The following is a 15,170-nucleotide window of genomic DNA, read 5'->3' as shown; positions in this document are numbered from 1 at the left end:
CGCGGCGCAGCGCGGCGCCGTGCAGCGCCGCACGCTAGGAGACTGCCTTATAGGCCGTCATGCTGGCGAGGTAGAACACGCCGGCCACAATGGCGATGGTGCCGCCGGCCGAAAGGCTCAAGTGCGCAGCGATAAAAAGCCCGGCCACCGCGATGGTGATGCCGATGATGCCCGCCCCGATAAGCAGCGCCTCCGGGCGCGATACCCACGGGCGCAGGCCCGCGGCTGGGGCCACGAGCAAGGCGATGGACAAGATGGTGCCGACGGCGGGGATGACGGCGGCCATCGTCAAGCAGATAAGGCCGAGCGTCAGGGCATCGTAAAGCCCGCTATGCGGGGACGTGGTGGGGTCGAAATACGCCTGGAAGAGGCGGCGCCGGCAGGCTAGTACCGCCAGCAGGCAGATAATGACCAGGCCGGCTGCGACGGCGACATCGCGGTGGTTGACCGTGGTAAGCGAGCCCACCAGGAAGCTATCGACGTGCAGCGGCAGCGGCTGGAACCAGCGCAGCAACAAGATACCCATCGCAAACCCCAGAGTGAGCGTGGTGCCCGCCGCAGCGGTGGAGGAGACGCCGTGCACCTTGCCCAGGTAATGCATGAAAATCGCCAGCGGAATGCAGACCGCCACGGAGCCGAGCATGAGCCCATCGCTCAAGTTGGCACCCAGCGCATTGGCCACGACGACGCCGAGGACCGCGCCGGGAAAGGTGCCGTGGGAGAGGCTCTCAGCAAAAAAGACGCGATTGCCCAACACCATGAGCGTACCTACCAGCCCGGAGAGGCAGCCTACCGCGATGGCTTCGAAGAATGGCAAAGTTAAGACACCCATATGCGCCTGCCTAAAAGTGCGAGCGGAACGGTCAGGGACAGCGACAGCGCGACGATGGCTTGCGGGGAAATCTGGTGGGAGGTCACCGAAAGCATGAGCCACAGGCCCACGCATACGGCGACTACCGCGCCCACCAGCGCCCACAGGAGCATCTGCAGTGGGGTGCTAGCCAGGACGCGCCCGACCAGGCCCGGGACCACCACGAAACCCAAAACGAGCAATACGCCGATGGCGGAGCTCGCGGCGACGACGATAAGGCCCACCGCTACGTTGGCAGTGACATCGATTAGCCCCACGCGGATGCCGGTGGCGCGCGCGGATTCGCGGTCAAAGGCGACGGCTACTTGCGAGCGCCAGGTGGCCAGAATGAGCAGGGCGGCAACCACGCACAAGATGATCGAGGGGATCATGCGGTCAGTGGTGATATCGAGCAAGCGGCCAAACATAAGGGCCTCCAGCTGGCCGGAGCGATCCCCCACGGCGAGGCTGATGACCACGCCGATGCCATACATCAAGGTCAGTACCACCGCGGTGCCGGATTCATGGTCGTGGCCATCGCTGCCGGAATTCAGGCGCGCCAAAATGAGCACGGCGACACCCGCGGCGACGGCGGCACCGGGCAAGATGCCGGGAAAGCCCGCCACGGCCAGGCCGATGACGATGCCCGGGAATACCGAGTGGACCAGCGCCTCAACGCTAAATTCCATGCGGCGCAGGTTGACCACCACGCTGACCACCGCGCCGGTTAAGGCCACGCACAGCAAGAACAGGGCGGCGCGCTGCATGTAGGGAGCAGTAAGCAGAAGCGTCACATGTCCCCCTGTAATACCGACGTGGCCTCCAGGTAGCGCTCGACTGCATCCTCGGTATCGAGGACCTCGCTGTGGCCGTCCACGATGAGCATTCCAGCATCGCAAGCGCGCTGCGCCAAAATGGGATCGTGGGTAGAAATGAGCAGGGCAACCCCGCTTTCCTTAAGCTTGGCGATGATCCCTAAAAGCACCTGCCTGCTGTCTTGGTCCAGGCCATTGAAGGGCTCGTCCATGAGCACCAAGTCCGGGTGCGCGGCGAGCGCGCGGGCGATAAAGATGCGCTGGCGCTGCCCGCCCGATAGCTTATCCCAGCGGGTCTTCGCCTTATCCGCCATGCCGACGAGCTCTAGCGCTTGGTTGATCTGCGGGCGCAGGCGGCGCATGCTGCCCATGCGCTCCCACCACGAGGCCTTATTGAGCAGACCCATTTCCACGACCCGGCCGGCGGTGACGGGAAAGGTGGGATCGCAGGTGTGGTGCTGGGGAACATAGCCCAGCGTCGCCGTGCGCTGATGCTCGCCGCGCAGTGTGGCAAGGCCCGCGATGGCTTTTAAAAGCGTGGACTTACCAGCGCCATTAGCCCCCAGCAGCGCGATGGCCTCACCTTCGTGGATGGTCAAGGAGACATCGTCCACGATGGTGGTGGTGCCATAGCCGCAGGAGGCATGGGAAAGCTTTAAAAGCGGTGAACTCATCGTGCGTTATCCAGGCTTTCTGGCAGATCGGCCGCTTCACCGTCCCAGGCATCTACCAAGGTGGTGACGTTGTGGATGATGGAGCCGATGTAGGTGGCGCCGTCGCTATTCGGCACGCCCAAGGAGTCGCCGTACAGGGCGTCGTCATCCATAATGGCCTTGACGCCTGCGGCGCGGGCGATGGCCTCGATGGACTTAGAGTTATTGGAGTTTTCCGCGAAGATGGCCTTGGCGCCGGAATCGCGAACCTCCTTAGCGGCATCCTCGATGTGCGAGGAGGTGGCGTCCTGCTGGTTATTGAAGTCCGTGAGCGCGGAGCCGATGAACTTCACGTCATAGTCGTTGGAGAAGTAGCCAAAGGCATCGTGCGAAGTAAACAGCACGCGGTCCTGCTCGGGGACGGTCTCTAGGGACTCGGTGACCCACTTATCCAGCTCGTCGAGCTGCTTGGTGTACTTTTCGCCGACCTCCTTCACGGATGGCTCCTTATCGGCCAAGGCATCCACGATGTTTTCTACCTGGATCTTGGCGTTCTTGGGGGAGGTCCATACGTGCGGGTCGTGGGTGAATTCTGGTTCCTCGCCGTCCTCACCGGGGAAAGGCCACTCGCGCAGGTCTACCTTGTGCTTGGAGTTGTCATCGCCGGCGGTGACGATGGTCTCGCCGTCAAAGCCGGAAGACTCCACGGCGTTATCGAGGAAGTGCTCGAGATCGACGCCGTTTTTAAAGAGGAAGTCCGCATCCGCCATGGCACTCATCTGCTGCGGGGTCATCTCGTGCTCGTGCGCGCTGGCATTCGGCGCCAACAGGCAGGTGAGATCGAGGGTGGTATCGCCATCGCCCTCGGTGGTTTCCTTGCCGCTGGAATCCACCTTGTGGAGCGTCATGCCACCCTGGGCAATCTGGGTGAGGTAATCGCAGATCTGCGTGGTGGTAGCAACGGCCTTGATGGTCTGATCGTCGCCCGATCCGGAGCCCGCGTCGGAACCGTTGCCGCCGTCGTTCGTGCTGCAGGCGGCGAGGGCGACCCCGCTCAGGGTCAGCATCAGGCCCAGCTTGGCCACGTTCTTTTTCATGAGTGCTCCTTTTGTGCAGTGAAACCTATCAAGCAAAGAATAAACATACCCAAGTAACTATTTCAAGGAATTGAACAATTGGATTTGTAGTTGTGAGCTTTACCGCACTCTCGGGTGCGGGTAGAGGGGGTGGTTTTCTCTGCGTGGCCTGCCTAATTTAGGCAAAGCGTGAGGTACACGGCGGGCGGCTGAAAAACTCGGGCGGGTACGTTACTCTGGTATGACATGAGCAACACTGAACGCGAAGAAGTTCTGTCCAAAGCCCGTGCTGCAAAGGACGTTGCGCCCGTCGTGGCGCAGCTGTCCACGCCGCGCAAGAATGAAATCTTGCAGCGCGCAGCCGAAAATCTCATTGCCCACACCGATGACATCCTTGCTGCCAACCAGCAGGATATTGAGGCCGGCCGCGAGCGCGGCATGTCCGATTCCCTGATTGACCGCCTGACCTTGGACGCCGCCCGCGTTGAGGGCATTGCCGATGGCCTGCGTCAGGTCGCTGGCTTGCAGGACCCGGTAGGCGAGATCCTGCAGGGCCGCACCATGGATAACGGCATCCAGATGAAGCAGGTGCGTGTCCCGCTCGGCGTGATGGGCATGGTGTACGAGGCCCGCCCGAACGTCACCGTCGATGCCTTTGGCCTTGCGCTGAAGTCCGGCAATGTGCCGCTGCTGCGCGGTTCCAAGTCCGCGCGCAACTCCAATACCAAGCTGGTGGAGCTCCTGCAGGATACCCTCGCGGAGTTCGATCTGCCGCGCGAGGTGGTCCAGCTCCTGCCGTGCGAGACCCACGATTCCGTCCAGGACTTGATTACCGCGCGTGGCCTGGTGGATCTGGTTATCCCCCGCGGCGGCGCCAAGCTCATCGAGGCCGTGGTTACCGGCGCTACCGTTCCGGCCATCGAGACCGGCACCGGCAACTGCCACTTCTACATCGATGCCTCGGCCGACATGGACAAGGCCATCGACATGGTCATCAACGGCAAGACCCGCCGCACCTCGGTCTGCAACTCTACGGAGTGCGTGCTTATCGATGCCGCGTTTGATGATGCCACCAAGCTGCGCATCGTCCGCGCCCTCCAGGACGCAGACGTCACCGTCCACGGCGACGTGGACGAGCTCGAGGGCTTCGGCGCCAAGGACGTCGTCCAGGCCACCGAGGAGGACTGGCGCGAAGAATCGCTGTCCATGGATATCTGCGCCAAGGTAGTCGACGGCGTCGACGGTGCCATCGCGCACATCGCGGAATTTACCACTGGCCACACCGAGGGCATTGCGGCCCAGGATGCCGACGTCTTGGTCAAGTTCGGCAACGAGGTCGATGCCGCGGCTGTCATGCTGAACGCCTCCACCGCGTTTACCGATGGCGAGGTTTACGGCATGGGTGCAGAGATCGGCATTTCCACCCAGAAGCTGCATGCCCGCGGCCCAATGGCCCTGCCGGAGCTGACCTCTTCCAAGTGGGTCCTCCAAGGCACCGGTCACGTGCGCCCATAAGAATATGCGTCTTTTCTCTCGCTCTCGCGCCGCCGCTGGTTTCGTAACTATCGCCGCCACGGCGGCGCTTGGCGCGTCTATGCTCGCCCCTGTCGCGGCGGCGGGGCAGCCCCACCCACAGGCCGAAACCTGCCCCGACTACGTCTTCCTTGCCGCGCGCGGCTCGGACCAAAACGAAGAGCACGGCGAGTACTTCGGCCCGCAGCGCTACTCGGAACAGGGCGCGGAATCCAATGGCTATGAAGGCCCCAACCTTGCCGCGCTCTTCCACTTGGTAGAACAACGCCACCCCGGCACCATGGATAATGCCTACGTGCTGGCGCTGGATGCGGATGCTTATCCCGCCTCGATGAACCTGCCACCGCTGGCCCAAGAGGGTGAAAACCTGCGCCCGCTGCAGCTGATGCGTCGCCTTGGTGGGGTGCTGCTGGAACACCCCTTGCATGAGCTGGTCTATCAGGTCACCGTCGGCTTTGTGCAGAGCCTGCGCAGCGGCATGAATAACGCGCCGCGCGTGGTGGAGCAGTACGAAGAGGAAACGGGCTGCAGCCCGCGCTATATCACCGCCGGGTATTCGCAGGGAGCGATTATCGCTACCAGCGCGGAGCGCTACCTCGCGTCCCAGGACAAGCTCGCCGGGGCGATCTACATAGGTAATCCCTTGCGGCGCCCCAGCGGCATGGCCGGGCCGATTCCGCGATATCTCATTCCTCATAGCGCTGCACTGCCGGCCGATCACCGCATCGATTACTGCCTTGCCGGCGACTTCGTCTGCGATCTCAGCCTGCGCAACGCCAAAGATGCCTTGGCCACAAAGGCCGCCCACCACGCTTCGTATTTCCGCGATAGCAAGGGCGATGCGGCAGTGGAACAGGACAATGCCCGCGTGGCCGATACCGTGGCTGGCTGGCTTAATGCCCCAGCAGGGTAGCGGCTATACTCTCCAGCCATGACCAATTCCCAGCGCATTGGGATCATGGGCGGCACCTTTGATCCAATCCACAATGGCCACTTGGTCGCCGCCAGCGAGGCGGCGCACCGCTTTGCCCTCGATACCGTAGTCTTTGTACCCACCGGTCAGCCGTGGCAGAAGGCCTCCCGCGAGGTCACGGCCGCGGAGCATCGGTATTTGATGACCATGGTGGCAACGGCCTCCAACCCGCGTTTTACCGTCTCCCGCGTGGACATCGACCGCAAGGGCCCTACCTATACCATCGATACCCTGCGCGATCTGCGCGAGCTTTTCCCGGGCGCCGAGTTCTACTTCATCACCGGTGCGGATTCCCTACAATCCATCATGAGCTGGCATAATTGGGAAGAGATGCTGGACATGGCGCACTTCGTGGGCGTTACACGCCCGGGCTACGAGCTGAGCACGGATATGCTGCCGGCCGGCTCGCGGGAAGATATCAACCTCATCGATATCCCTGCTATGGCCATTTCTTCTACGGATTGCCGCGAGCGCGCCGCCCAAAACCGCCCGGTGTGGTACCTGGTTCCGGATGGGGTGGTGCAATACATCACCAAAAATAACCTGTACTCTGCGCAGCCGGATAAACCTTTATAGTTCAAGTTTGGGCACAATCGCGCCGAACGTGCAAGAATAGACAGCTAAAAGACACTTCCTCACCAGACGCGAAAAGGGAATTTTTATACATTGTCTATTTCTGATCTCGCCCGCCGCATGGCGGCAACCGCGGCGCACGCCGCACAGGACAAGCTAGCAAGCAATATCGCGGCAATTGATGTCTCCGATGTCCTTGCCATCACCGAGGTTTTCGTGCTGGCTTCTGCCGATAATGAGCGCCAGGTCGGCTCCATCGTGGATGAGGTGGAGGACCAGATGACGGCCCAGGGCTTCGAGCCGCAGCGCCGCGAGGGCAACCGCGAAAACCGCTGGGTGCTTCTGGATTATGGCAATATCGTCATCCACGTGCAGCGCACGGACCAGCGCGAGCACTATGGGCTCGACCGCCTCTACCACGATTGCCCCTTGTTGGAGATCGAGGGCATTGAGCCGCCCGAGCGCCCCGGCGATTGGACCAATGGCGTCAATCCGCGCACCGTGGATTCCATTGATGAGCTGCCATTGGCGCAAAAGGCCCCTGGCGAGGACGAGGAGCTTTAACCCCACCATGAGCCGCCGCCTGATTCTGATCCGCCACGGACAAACCACCTACAATGCCTCCGGCCGCATGCAGGGCCACTTGGATACTGAGCTTTCCGATGTCGGCTACGAACAGGCCCGCGCCGCCGCGCGCCTGCTCCGGGATCAGGGCGTGGTAAAAATCGTCGCCTCCGATTTGCAGCGCGCGCGGGAAACCGCGCGGGTGGTGGCAGAATCGCTCGGCTTAGACTTTTCTACGGATCCCCGCCTGCGCGAGACCAATCTGGGGCAGTGGCAGGGCAAGAGCTCGGCCGAAGTGGATGCGGAATTTCCCGGCGCCCGCGCCATCTGGCGCCACGATCCCACTTGGGCCCCGCCAGAGGGCGAGTCCCGCGTAGATGTGGCGCGGCGGGCTCGTCCGGTCATCGACGAGCTCATGCAGGAATTTTCCGGCTGGGATGACGGCGCCGTGCTCATCGTCGCCCACGGTGGTGCAATCTCCGCGCTCACGTGCCACCTGTTGGGCTTGGATCACGGCCAGTACGGCATTTTATCCGGCCTGAAAAATACCCACTGGTCGCAGCTGACCGCCCGCCCGGATTTCAACCCGGAAACCCCCGTGACCTCCCTGGAGTTCACACCGGAGACGGTGGCGAGCGCACAGTGGTACTTCGACGGCTGGAATATGGGTGGCGAGGTCACCGGTGATGGAGGGGCAGATACCTAGTGACCGTTCGCGTCATTACTGACTCCGCGGCCAGCCTGCCCCCAGAGATTGCTGCAGAACTCGATATCACCGTCATTGACCTGCACGTGATGGATAGCGAGGACAAGGGCGGAAAACTGCGCACCACCTCGGGCCTGTCCTCCCTCGAATTGGCCGCGGCCTACGGCCGGGAAATGGAAAAGGCACAGGATGATGGCGTGATCGCCATCCACCTGTCCAAGGAGCTTTCATCTACGTGGTCGGCGGCGGTGGCTGCGGCAGGGGTTTTTCCTGATACGGTGCGCGTTATCGATTCCGGCTCGGCCGGCATGGTCATGGGCGCGGCGGCGATGGCGGCTGCTACCAAGGCGGCACAGGGCGCGGCGCTGGAAGAATGCCACGCGGCGGCGCTCGACAGCATCGAACGCGCGGCTACCTGGGTGTACCTACATTCCATGGAGGATATGCGCCGCTCAGGCCGCATGTCTGCCGCCACCGCCATGTTGTCCACCGCGCTTTTAGCCACCAAGCCGATTATGTCCATCGTGGACGGCAAGCTGGAATTGGTGGGGAAAACCCGCACGCAGACCAAGGCCTTTACCAAGGTGGTAGAGATCATCGCCGCCCGCGCCGCCGGGGAGCCCGCCTTCATCGCCATTCAGCACAACCAGGCCGGCGAAGCGGCAGACAAGCTGCAGGGCCTTTTGCGTGATGCCTTGCCAGAAGGCACGTCCTTTATCACCACGCCCTTAACTGAGGTGTTAGCCGTGCACGCTGGTCCCTCCGCCATCGGGGTTTCTGCGGTATTTAGCTCCTAGTCCCTCGCACGCACGCGCGAAGCTGGCCGGCCTGTGGGCCCCTGATTGTGGATAACCGCCCCGCCTCAGCCCGTTTGGTTGCGTCCCGCAACGACTTATCCACAGCGCCTCCGCCCACATCCCCGCACCGCACGCGGGGGCTTCCTAGCCTGTGAGCTATGGCGTCTCCCAAAATCAGCGAACGACTCCGCGAATTTACCCAACCCACCGGCGAGGAAGAACTCCTCCGCGTCGATTACCCGCGCCCGCGCGTGCGCATCAGCCGCTGGCAGGCGTGCGCGGTAGCCATCATGGTGGTGGTGGGCGTCATTATTTGGCTGGGCCTGAGCTCCCGTAATTCGGATGAGTCCGGCATGCCCGAGCCCGCAGCGATGGGCAGTACCACCGCCGAGCCCAGCGCGGAGGCGAGCGAAATCGTCGTATCCGTCGTCGGCGAGGTTGCAGCGCCCGGCCTGAAGACCCTCGAGCCCGGCGCCCGCGTCGCCGATGCCCTCGCCGCAGCCACACCCCTGCCGGAGGCGGAGACCATGACGCTCAACCAAGCGCAGCGGCTTGCCGATGGCCAGCAGCTCCACATCCTGCCCCAAGGTGCTCCGCCAGACCCCGCGCTTGCCGATGCCCCCACCGCCGCACCCGCCGGCGGCGATAAAGTCAGCCTTAATTCCGCGACCGCCGCCGATCTCATGGATCTCAACGGGGTAGGGGAGGTCACCGCGGAAGCCATCGTCTCCTTCCGCGAAGAGCGCGGGGGATTTAAGGACGTCGAGGAACTCCTCGAGGTCAGCGGGATTGGGCCTGCCAAGTTTGCCAAGCTCAAAGATGACGTGCAGCTGTAGGCAGAAGAGGCCACGCCGCGATGAAAGAACTCCGTCTGCTGCCCGGCGCCCTGACCGCATGGGTGGCGGTCATCGCGGTGCTGGTTTTCGGGCAGGGGTGGGCCGTGGCGTGCATCGGCAGCGTCGTAGGGATATGCCTGCTCGCCCGGCACTGGGGCCAAGCCATCTTTTGCGGCGTGCTCGCCAGCGCCGCCGCCTTCGTTGCCGCGGTGCGGCAGGCGCGTGCGGCCGCTTTCGAGTTCGGCCGCGAGATCACCGGCCGCGTAGTCACCGCGCCGACCCAAACGAGCACCGGCGGCTGGCTCATCCGGCTCGATGTTCCAGGCTATCCCGCGCAGCTTCCGGTCTTTAGCCCCGATCCGCTTAGCGCACCCGCCGGAACGCAGGTCACGGCCGCGGTACAGCTTTCCGAGTCCGATCAACCCGGAGTGGGAACCGTGATAGCCAACGCCTCTCACCTGCGTATCGACGCGCCCCCTTCGGGCCTGGCCGGCTGGGCCGCGCGGGTGGCCGATAACTTCCGCGCGGTCGTACTAGAGGCGGTAGGCCCGAGCAGCCAGGGGCTTATCCCAGGCATGGTGCTTGGCGATACCTCCCTGCAAAGCCCCGCCGAGCGCGATCTCTACATCGATACCGGGCTATCGCACCTCAGCGCAGTGTCTGGTGCCAATGTGGCCATCGTTTGTTCCTTTGCCGCCATCGTCTGCGCCGCGTGCGCGGCCGGACCGCGCACTAGGGTGGCGGTCTCGCTGGCAGCGCTAGCCACCTATGTCGTCTTGGTGGGCCTTGAACCATCGGTGCAGCGCGCGGCGGTCGCCGGGGTAGTAGGCCTGCTCGCGGTGCTGCACTCTTCCACCATGGAACCCATCCACGCGCTCAGCCTCGGCATCCTCACCCTCCTTTTCGTGGATTCGGACCTCGCGGTGCACTTTGGCTTCGCGCTATCGTGCGCGGCGACCTTCGGCATCGTCATGCTAAGCCCGCTTATTTATTCGCAGCTCGCGGTCACCGGCTGGCCCGCCATCTTTCTGCGTGCTATCGCGGTGGCGATTGCCGCCGATATCCTCACCCTGCCGCTTATCGCCCTCATGTCCGGCGAGGTATCCGTCGTCTCGGTCCTCGCCAATGTCTTGGTAGCACCCGCCACCGCGCCCATTACCGTGGTAGGGCTGCTCGCGGCCATCGCCGCGCAGCTAGGCCCCTTGAGCATCGTCGCCGCGGGATTATTAAAACTCATCGAACCCGCAGCGTGGTGGATCAATACCATCGCCCACGGCGTGGCCAGCCTGCCCGTGGTCACCATCACCGCCCACCCGCTCTTTACGCTCCTCGCGTACGGATGGGTCATCGCTGGGCTGCTCTATCATCGGCCGTGGCTAACCTTGGCAGGGGTCATCGCTTGTCTGGGAGTGCTTGCCGCCTAGCGCTAAAATGATGGGCATGCCTCCTGTACACCTCATTCTTGGCGACGATGAATTCCTCACCGAACGCGCCCGCCACACCATCCACAAGGCCGCGGCCGAAGGCGAGGCCACCCGCCCCGAATTGATGACGCTGAAGGCCTCCGAGGTATCCGAGGGCGAAATCTTAGAGGCCACCAGCCCGTCGCTGTTTGGCGATAACCGCGTCATCGTCATCACGGACTGTGAACGTGCCGGGAAAGAGGTAGTCGATATTATCCTGCGCGCCTGCGTCAATCCGGCGCCGGGCATGACCATGGTGGTGGTCTATTCCGTGGCCGCGAAGACGCTGAAGAAAAAGAAGAAGCCGCCCGAGCTAGTGGCGAAGCTGCGCAAGATTGCGGAGGTACACGAGGTCTTTTCGCTCTACCCCAATGAGCTGGGCCAGTGGGCCACCCGCGAGTTCGCCTCCCACGGCGTGCGCCCCACCCCGGATGTCGTGCACGCTGTACTCGACGGCGTCGGCTCCGACCTCCGCGAGCTTGCCTCCGCCATCTCCCAGCTCGTGGCCGATACCGGTGGCAATGTCACGCAGGAAGCGGTGCGTAATTACTACGTCGGCGTGGCCGAGGTAGCCAACTGGGACATTGCCGATGCCGCCGTCGCCGGCCGCGTCGAAGCCGCCGTCTCCACCTGCCGGCGCGCCCTCCAGCTCGGCGCTAGCCCCGTGGCCATCGCCGCGGCCTTGGCCAATAAGGTAGGCGCCGTGGCGCGCCTGTATTCCGCCCGCGGGGACCAGTACACACTTGCCAGCCAAACCGGACTTGCCCCGTATGTGGTAAAAATGACCCAGCCGGTGGCTAGGCGCTGGACTGCCGATGACATCACCGCCGCCGTCATCCTCGTCTCCGAACTGGATGCCGCCGTTAAAGGCCAAGGTGGTGAGCCCGAATTCGCCGTTGAGGCGGCCGTAAAACGAATCGCGGAATTGGCACGTTAAGCTAGAGTCCATGTCTGAGGAACAAGTGCAAGAATTCGCCGGTCGGCTCTTTGACATGGCGCGGGAGGGAAACCCCGATCTCCTGAACTATATTGACCAGGGCGTCAATATCAATCTGGTCAACCAAGACGGCCAGTCTTTTCTCATGCTTGCCGCCTACCACGGCCACGCGGAACTCGTCACCGCGCTGGCAGAGGCCGGCGCCGACGTGAACTTGCTCAATGATCGCGGCCAATCGCCCCTGGCAGGGGCGATCTTCAAAAAAGAAGACGCGGTTGTCGATGCCCTCTTAAACGCCGGTGCCTCCGCCACCGCCGGCCAGCCAACCGCCATCGATACGGCCCGCATGTTTGGCCGCGAGGACCTGCTTGGCCGCCTGGAAGACGAGTCCGCGCAGTGAGCTGGACTTCCTTTTTCACCATCCTCCTGATGAATCTGGTGGGCGTGGCCTCACCGGGCCCGGATATCATCCTGGTCACCCGCTATGCCACCAAGTCGCGCCGCCACGCCATCGCCGCGGCCGCGGGCATTCAAATCGGCGTATTGTTCTGGTGCGGTGCCACCGTCTTTGGCGCGGCCGCCCTCCTGACCGCCTTCCCCGGGATCTTAGGCGCGGTCCAGGCCATCGGCGGTAGCTTCCTCGTCTTCATGGGATGGCGGGCGCTGCGCAGCGGCCTCGAACAGCGCACCAACCCTCCCGTTGATTTGGAGGATGCCGAGGCCAAGCTGGGCCGGCTGCGCCACTCCTTCAAGATGGGGCTGGCAACGAACCTGTCGAACCCGAAGATTGTGCTCTTTCTCGCTGCCATGATCGCCCCGCAGCTGCCGGCATCCCCACCGCTGTGGCTGGCCATCGCGCTGACCCTGGCGCTGGCGCTCTCGGCCTTCGCTTTCTTCCTCGTGGTGGCCATGGTGATTTCTACGAATGCGGTGCGCCGCAAGCTCATCGCCGCGGGCCCGTGGATCGATATCGGATCGGGCCTGTTCTTCATCATTGCCGGACTCGCGCTCGTGGTCGCCGGAGTGCAGCAGCTCGTTACCTAAAGCCCAGGCAGGGTTTCAGGTTCGCCCTCTGCCACCACATCCAGCGCCCACTGGATCCACCGCGCAACCGTCGAGGCCCGCCGCCTCGCCGTGCCAGCGCCCAAGCCGAGTCCTTCTATCGCCGCCGCAATCTCGTGCGCCTCGGCCACCTTCCCTCGCCGCAGGCTTATCTCCAGCGCCTGCCGGAAAACCCGCCGCGCCGCCAACGCGCGCAGCAGGGCAGCGTTGCGCCCATCGCGCCGCGGCTGTGCGATGGCCTTTTCGCCGCGAGGGGTGAGCTGATAGTGACCATCGGCAAGCGCCAGCAGCCCGAGGTAGCAGGCCGCATTGGCGTAATAGTCCGCCTGGCGCAGATGGAAATCGTACTGCTCGGCGATGTCCTCCTTGCTCATCGGCTGCTGCGCGATGATCTCCACGAGGTTGACCACGCGCTCAAAACTATTGGCCTGCGGGAAGGGAATCCCCGCCGGCTCCGGCTCGGCATCGACGGAGCCAATGATGCCCAGCGCATCCTCCACGTTGAGGTGCGAAGCGCTCAAGGCGTAGCGGGCGTGGTCGACCAGCGCGATGCTGCGAAAATCCGCGGGATCGCTGAAATCGTACCGGTACAGGTGGAAAATCCCATTCGAGTAGACCAAAAAGACCGGCACCACGGACTTGGATAGCCATTGCTGGAAGCGCCGGTACGGAAAATACAATTGCCGGATATTGAAGTCCTCGGAGATGTGGTTTTTCGCCTCCACCAGCACCAAATGCTCGAGCGATTCGAAGCCGCCGTCGATTTCCATCTGCGCGCGGTCGACCTTGACTTCCAGCCCCAGATCCGGCACCGGAATCGTCATCTCCAGCGACGACATGCGCCCGGCGACGGTGGCCTGCAATGGTTCGCATCCCAGGAAGTGCTCAAGCATGCCGCTTGCCGATGCCACATTCAACGCCATCGATTCCGAGTTCACGCTTTCGATATCGAGGGTGTCAAGGCCCGCGGGCATGTCTAACGTGCGCACAGAACCCGCCCCGGCGTGGGTGGGTTCCGGGAACCGTTCGTACAGGTCCAACGGCCCAACAAAGTATTCGCTGCGGCTCACTGGGAGAATCCCAAGCCCCAATTCCTTGAAAATCCACGGCCGAGAGGTGGAAAAGTCGTGCTTGGCCATCAGCCGCGGCTCCCGGCCGGAAAGCTCCTTTAGCTCCTTGGTCGTGAGGTAGAAGTACCCTTTTTCTTCCAGCTGCTCGCCACACCCTGAGGCCAGAATGCGCAGCCATCCCCAATCATCGAGGCCAAGCTTTTCGCCCTCGGGGACACCGAACAGCGCGCGAAGCTCCCGCTGTTCCTGTGCGCTCGGTGCTTTACTCATGGCCCACCTCGTAGTTGCGCACGAGCACTTCATCTACTTTGCCGCGGCGCGATCCCACGGAATTGATGGCGCGGGTGGCCGCCACGGTGTCGATGGAAAAATCCGCGTAGAGCTCGCGGATGAACTCCGTGGCGGAATTGGACAGGAGGAACTTCACCCCGCGGGCATCGAGATCATCGCACACCGCCTTCAAGCGCTCTTGCTCCGCGCGGTCAAAACCGCCTTTTTGATAACCGGTAAAGGAACTGGTGACGTTGACCGGGTCATAGGGCGGATCGAAATAGACAAAGTCTCCTTCACCAGCACCTGCCACCGCCGCGGCGAAATCGCCCTGCGTGAAGGTAATGTCATTGTCCCGAAAATACTGGTGGACCCCGCGCAGCGTATCCGCATCACAAATTGTGGGGTTCTTATAACGACCAAAAGGCGCATTGAATTGCCCCGCGGAATTTACCCGGTATAGGCCGTTATAGCAGGTCTTATTCAGATACAGCGTCCGCGCGGCGCGCTCGGTGGCAGAAAGCGCCGCGAACCGTTCCGTATCCCGGTCCACCGCGCGCAGCTGGTAGAAAAAGTCCGCGTCATTCGGATAGGTCGAAACCAGGCTGATGAGCTCGTCGACGCCTTCGCGCACTACCTCATATAAATTAATCAGCTCCGAGTTGAGGTCATTGACCCGCGCAGAGGCCGGGGTGAGCGAAAATAAAACCGCGCCGCCGCCGATGAAGGGTTCATAATAACGCCGCGGCGTCCCAGCGGGCAGGGCGGCGTGAATATGCGGTAAGAGCTGGCGTTTCCCGCCGGCCCATTTCACCAGAGGCTTGACGTTGTTCATTGGTGACTTATCTTAGCCGCCCCCGCAGACACGAACACCATCGCCCTTTCGAACATATTAGCCCATAAAGGTGTACTTCGGCGTGCTGAAGAGTATCGGCCTGCATGGGGAGAGCTGCCTGGGCCCTGCTTCCGGCGCTAGCACCCGCTCGCGGGAG

The 15,170-nt window shown here is 62.9% G+C and carries 17 protein-coding genes; 11 read left to right on the top strand and 6 right to left on the bottom strand.

The window, feature by feature from the left end; genetic code table 11:
* Positions 1–34: 34 nt before the first annotated feature.
* Genes ACP8IT_RS09145 through ACP8IT_RS09130 form a run of 4 tightly spaced genes read right to left on the bottom strand, consistent with a single transcriptional unit; the run spans position 35 to position 3,415 of the window.
* Entirely contained in the window at positions 35–832 is a 798-nt protein-coding gene (locus ACP8IT_RS09145; RefSeq protein ID WP_005284360.1) for a metal ABC transporter permease, read from the bottom strand.
* On the bottom strand, positions 820–1,644 hold the full coding sequence (locus ACP8IT_RS09140; protein ID WP_237800918.1) for a metal ABC transporter permease: 825 nt from the start codon (positions 1,642–1,644) through the stop codon (positions 820–822). Before ACP8IT_RS09140 ends, ACP8IT_RS09145 begins: the two co-directional genes overlap by 13 nt.
* Positions 1,641–2,339 carry a metal ABC transporter ATP-binding protein gene (locus tag ACP8IT_RS09135; protein WP_490289954.1) on the bottom strand — a complete coding sequence of 233 codons (699 nt, stop codon included), beginning with the start codon at positions 2,337–2,339 and terminating at the stop codon, positions 1,641–1,643. Before ACP8IT_RS09135 ends, ACP8IT_RS09140 begins: the two co-directional genes overlap by 4 nt.
* Entirely contained in the window at positions 2,336–3,415 is a 1,080-nt protein-coding gene (locus ACP8IT_RS09130) for a metal ABC transporter substrate-binding protein (protein WP_284624356.1), read from the bottom strand. Before ACP8IT_RS09130 ends, ACP8IT_RS09135 begins: the two co-directional genes overlap by 4 nt.
* 225 nt (positions 3,416–3,640) lie before the next feature.
* On the opposite strand from ACP8IT_RS09130, the gene ACP8IT_RS09125 reads away from it, so the two are divergent.
* From ACP8IT_RS09125 to ACP8IT_RS09075, 11 genes are all read left to right on the top strand, one after another.
* Complete coding sequence (locus ACP8IT_RS09125; protein ID WP_490289953.1) at positions 3,641–4,909, top strand: glutamate-5-semialdehyde dehydrogenase; 1,269 nt, start codon at positions 3,641–3,643, stop codon at positions 4,907–4,909.
* A gap of 4 nt (positions 4,910–4,913) precedes the next feature.
* Positions 4,914–5,840, top strand: a complete 927-nt coding sequence (locus ACP8IT_RS09120) for a cutinase family protein (RefSeq protein WP_490289952.1) — start codon at positions 4,914–4,916, stop codon at positions 5,838–5,840.
* An 18-nt stretch (positions 5,841–5,858) separates the two neighbouring features.
* Positions 5,859–6,476, top strand: a complete 618-nt coding sequence (nadD, locus tag ACP8IT_RS09115; protein ID WP_005277988.1) for a nicotinate-nucleotide adenylyltransferase — start codon at positions 5,859–5,861, stop codon at positions 6,474–6,476.
* 117 nt (positions 6,477–6,593) lie between these two features.
* Entirely contained in the window at positions 6,594–7,037 is a 444-nt protein-coding gene (rsfS, locus tag ACP8IT_RS09110; protein WP_490290603.1) for a ribosome silencing factor, read from the top strand.
* Between the two features lie 7 nt (positions 7,038–7,044).
* On the top strand, positions 7,045–7,743 hold the full coding sequence (locus ACP8IT_RS09105; RefSeq protein ID WP_005277992.1) for a histidine phosphatase family protein: 699 nt from the start codon (positions 7,045–7,047) through the stop codon (positions 7,741–7,743).
* Positions 7,743–8,540: a DegV family protein gene (locus ACP8IT_RS09100; protein WP_237792450.1), complete on the top strand. Its 798-nt coding sequence runs from the start codon at positions 7,743–7,745 to the stop codon at positions 8,538–8,540. Before ACP8IT_RS09105 ends, ACP8IT_RS09100 begins: the two co-directional genes overlap by 1 nt.
* Before the next feature lie 158 nt (positions 8,541–8,698).
* Positions 8,699–9,376, top strand: a complete 678-nt coding sequence (locus ACP8IT_RS09095; RefSeq protein ID WP_487282079.1) for a ComEA family DNA-binding protein — start codon at positions 8,699–8,701, stop codon at positions 9,374–9,376.
* A 20-nt stretch (positions 9,377–9,396) separates the two neighbouring features.
* Positions 9,397–10,800, top strand: a complete 1,404-nt coding sequence (locus ACP8IT_RS09090) for a ComEC/Rec2 family competence protein (protein ID WP_490289951.1) — start codon at positions 9,397–9,399, stop codon at positions 10,798–10,800.
* A 7-nt stretch (positions 10,801–10,807) separates the two neighbouring features.
* The gene (gene holA / locus ACP8IT_RS09085) at positions 10,808–11,776 is read left to right on the top strand and encodes a DNA polymerase III subunit delta (RefSeq protein WP_284631084.1); all 969 of its coding nucleotides are present in this window, start codon (positions 10,808–10,810) and stop codon (positions 11,774–11,776) included.
* A gap of 10 nt (positions 11,777–11,786) precedes the next feature.
* Positions 11,787–12,176, top strand: a complete 390-nt coding sequence (locus ACP8IT_RS09080) for an ankyrin repeat domain-containing protein (RefSeq protein WP_005284315.1) — start codon at positions 11,787–11,789, stop codon at positions 12,174–12,176.
* Entirely contained in the window at positions 12,173–12,820 is a 648-nt protein-coding gene (locus tag ACP8IT_RS09075; RefSeq protein ID WP_005284313.1) for a LysE family translocator, read from the top strand. The genes ACP8IT_RS09080 and ACP8IT_RS09075 overlap by 4 nt, the downstream gene beginning before the upstream one ends.
* Here ACP8IT_RS09075 and ACP8IT_RS09070 read toward each other — a convergent pair.
* Complete coding sequence (locus ACP8IT_RS09070) at positions 12,817–14,178, bottom strand: type II restriction enzyme (protein ID WP_490289950.1); 1,362 nt, start codon at positions 14,176–14,178, stop codon at positions 12,817–12,819. The genes ACP8IT_RS09075 and ACP8IT_RS09070 overlap by 4 nt on opposite strands.
* Positions 14,171–15,013, bottom strand: coding sequence for a DNA adenine methylase (locus ACP8IT_RS09065; protein ID WP_284629179.1), 843 nt, complete (start codon positions 15,011–15,013; stop codon positions 14,171–14,173). The genes ACP8IT_RS09070 and ACP8IT_RS09065 overlap by 8 nt, the downstream gene beginning before the upstream one ends.
* Between the last annotated feature and the right edge of the window lie 157 nt (positions 15,014–15,170).

Source organism: Corynebacterium sp. LaCa_23 (genome assembly GCF_058182375.1).
Note: the sequence above shows the minus strand (reverse complement) of the source record. Positions and strands in the feature narration are given on the sequence as shown.

Excerpts from the sequence above, each read along its gene's own strand:
- ACP8IT_RS09145 (WP_005284360.1), bottom strand. The coding sequence starts at position 832 with ATGGGTGTCTTAACTTTGCCATTCTTCGAAGCCATCGCGGTAGGCTGC.
- ACP8IT_RS09135 (WP_490289954.1), bottom strand. The coding sequence starts at position 2,339 with ATGAGTTCACCGCTTTTAAAGCTTTCCCATGCCTCCTGCGGCTATGGC.
- ACP8IT_RS09130 (WP_284624356.1), bottom strand. The coding sequence starts at position 3,415 with ATGAAAAAGAACGTGGCCAAGCTGGGCCTGATGCTGACCCTGAGCGGG.
- ACP8IT_RS09125 (WP_490289953.1), top strand. The coding sequence starts at position 3,641 with ATGAGCAACACTGAACGCGAAGAAGTTCTGTCCAAAGCCCGTGCTGCA.
- ACP8IT_RS09120 (WP_490289952.1), top strand. The coding sequence starts at position 4,914 with ATGCGTCTTTTCTCTCGCTCTCGCGCCGCCGCTGGTTTCGTAACTATC.
- nadD (WP_005277988.1), top strand. The coding sequence starts at position 5,859 with ATGACCAATTCCCAGCGCATTGGGATCATGGGCGGCACCTTTGATCCA.
- rsfS (WP_490290603.1), top strand. The coding sequence starts at position 6,594 with ATGGCGGCAACCGCGGCGCACGCCGCACAGGACAAGCTAGCAAGCAAT.
- ACP8IT_RS09105 (WP_005277992.1), top strand. The coding sequence starts at position 7,045 with ATGAGCCGCCGCCTGATTCTGATCCGCCACGGACAAACCACCTACAAT.
- ACP8IT_RS09095 (WP_487282079.1), top strand. The coding sequence starts at position 8,699 with ATGGCGTCTCCCAAAATCAGCGAACGACTCCGCGAATTTACCCAACCC.
- ACP8IT_RS09090 (WP_490289951.1), top strand. The coding sequence starts at position 9,397 with ATGAAAGAACTCCGTCTGCTGCCCGGCGCCCTGACCGCATGGGTGGCG.
- holA (WP_284631084.1), top strand. The coding sequence starts at position 10,808 with ATGATGGGCATGCCTCCTGTACACCTCATTCTTGGCGACGATGAATTC.
- ACP8IT_RS09080 (WP_005284315.1), top strand. The coding sequence starts at position 11,787 with ATGTCTGAGGAACAAGTGCAAGAATTCGCCGGTCGGCTCTTTGACATG.
- ACP8IT_RS09070 (WP_490289950.1), bottom strand. The coding sequence starts at position 14,178 with ATGAGTAAAGCACCGAGCGCACAGGAACAGCGGGAGCTTCGCGCGCTG.
- ACP8IT_RS09065 (WP_284629179.1), bottom strand. The coding sequence starts at position 15,013 with ATGAACAACGTCAAGCCTCTGGTGAAATGGGCCGGCGGGAAACGCCAG.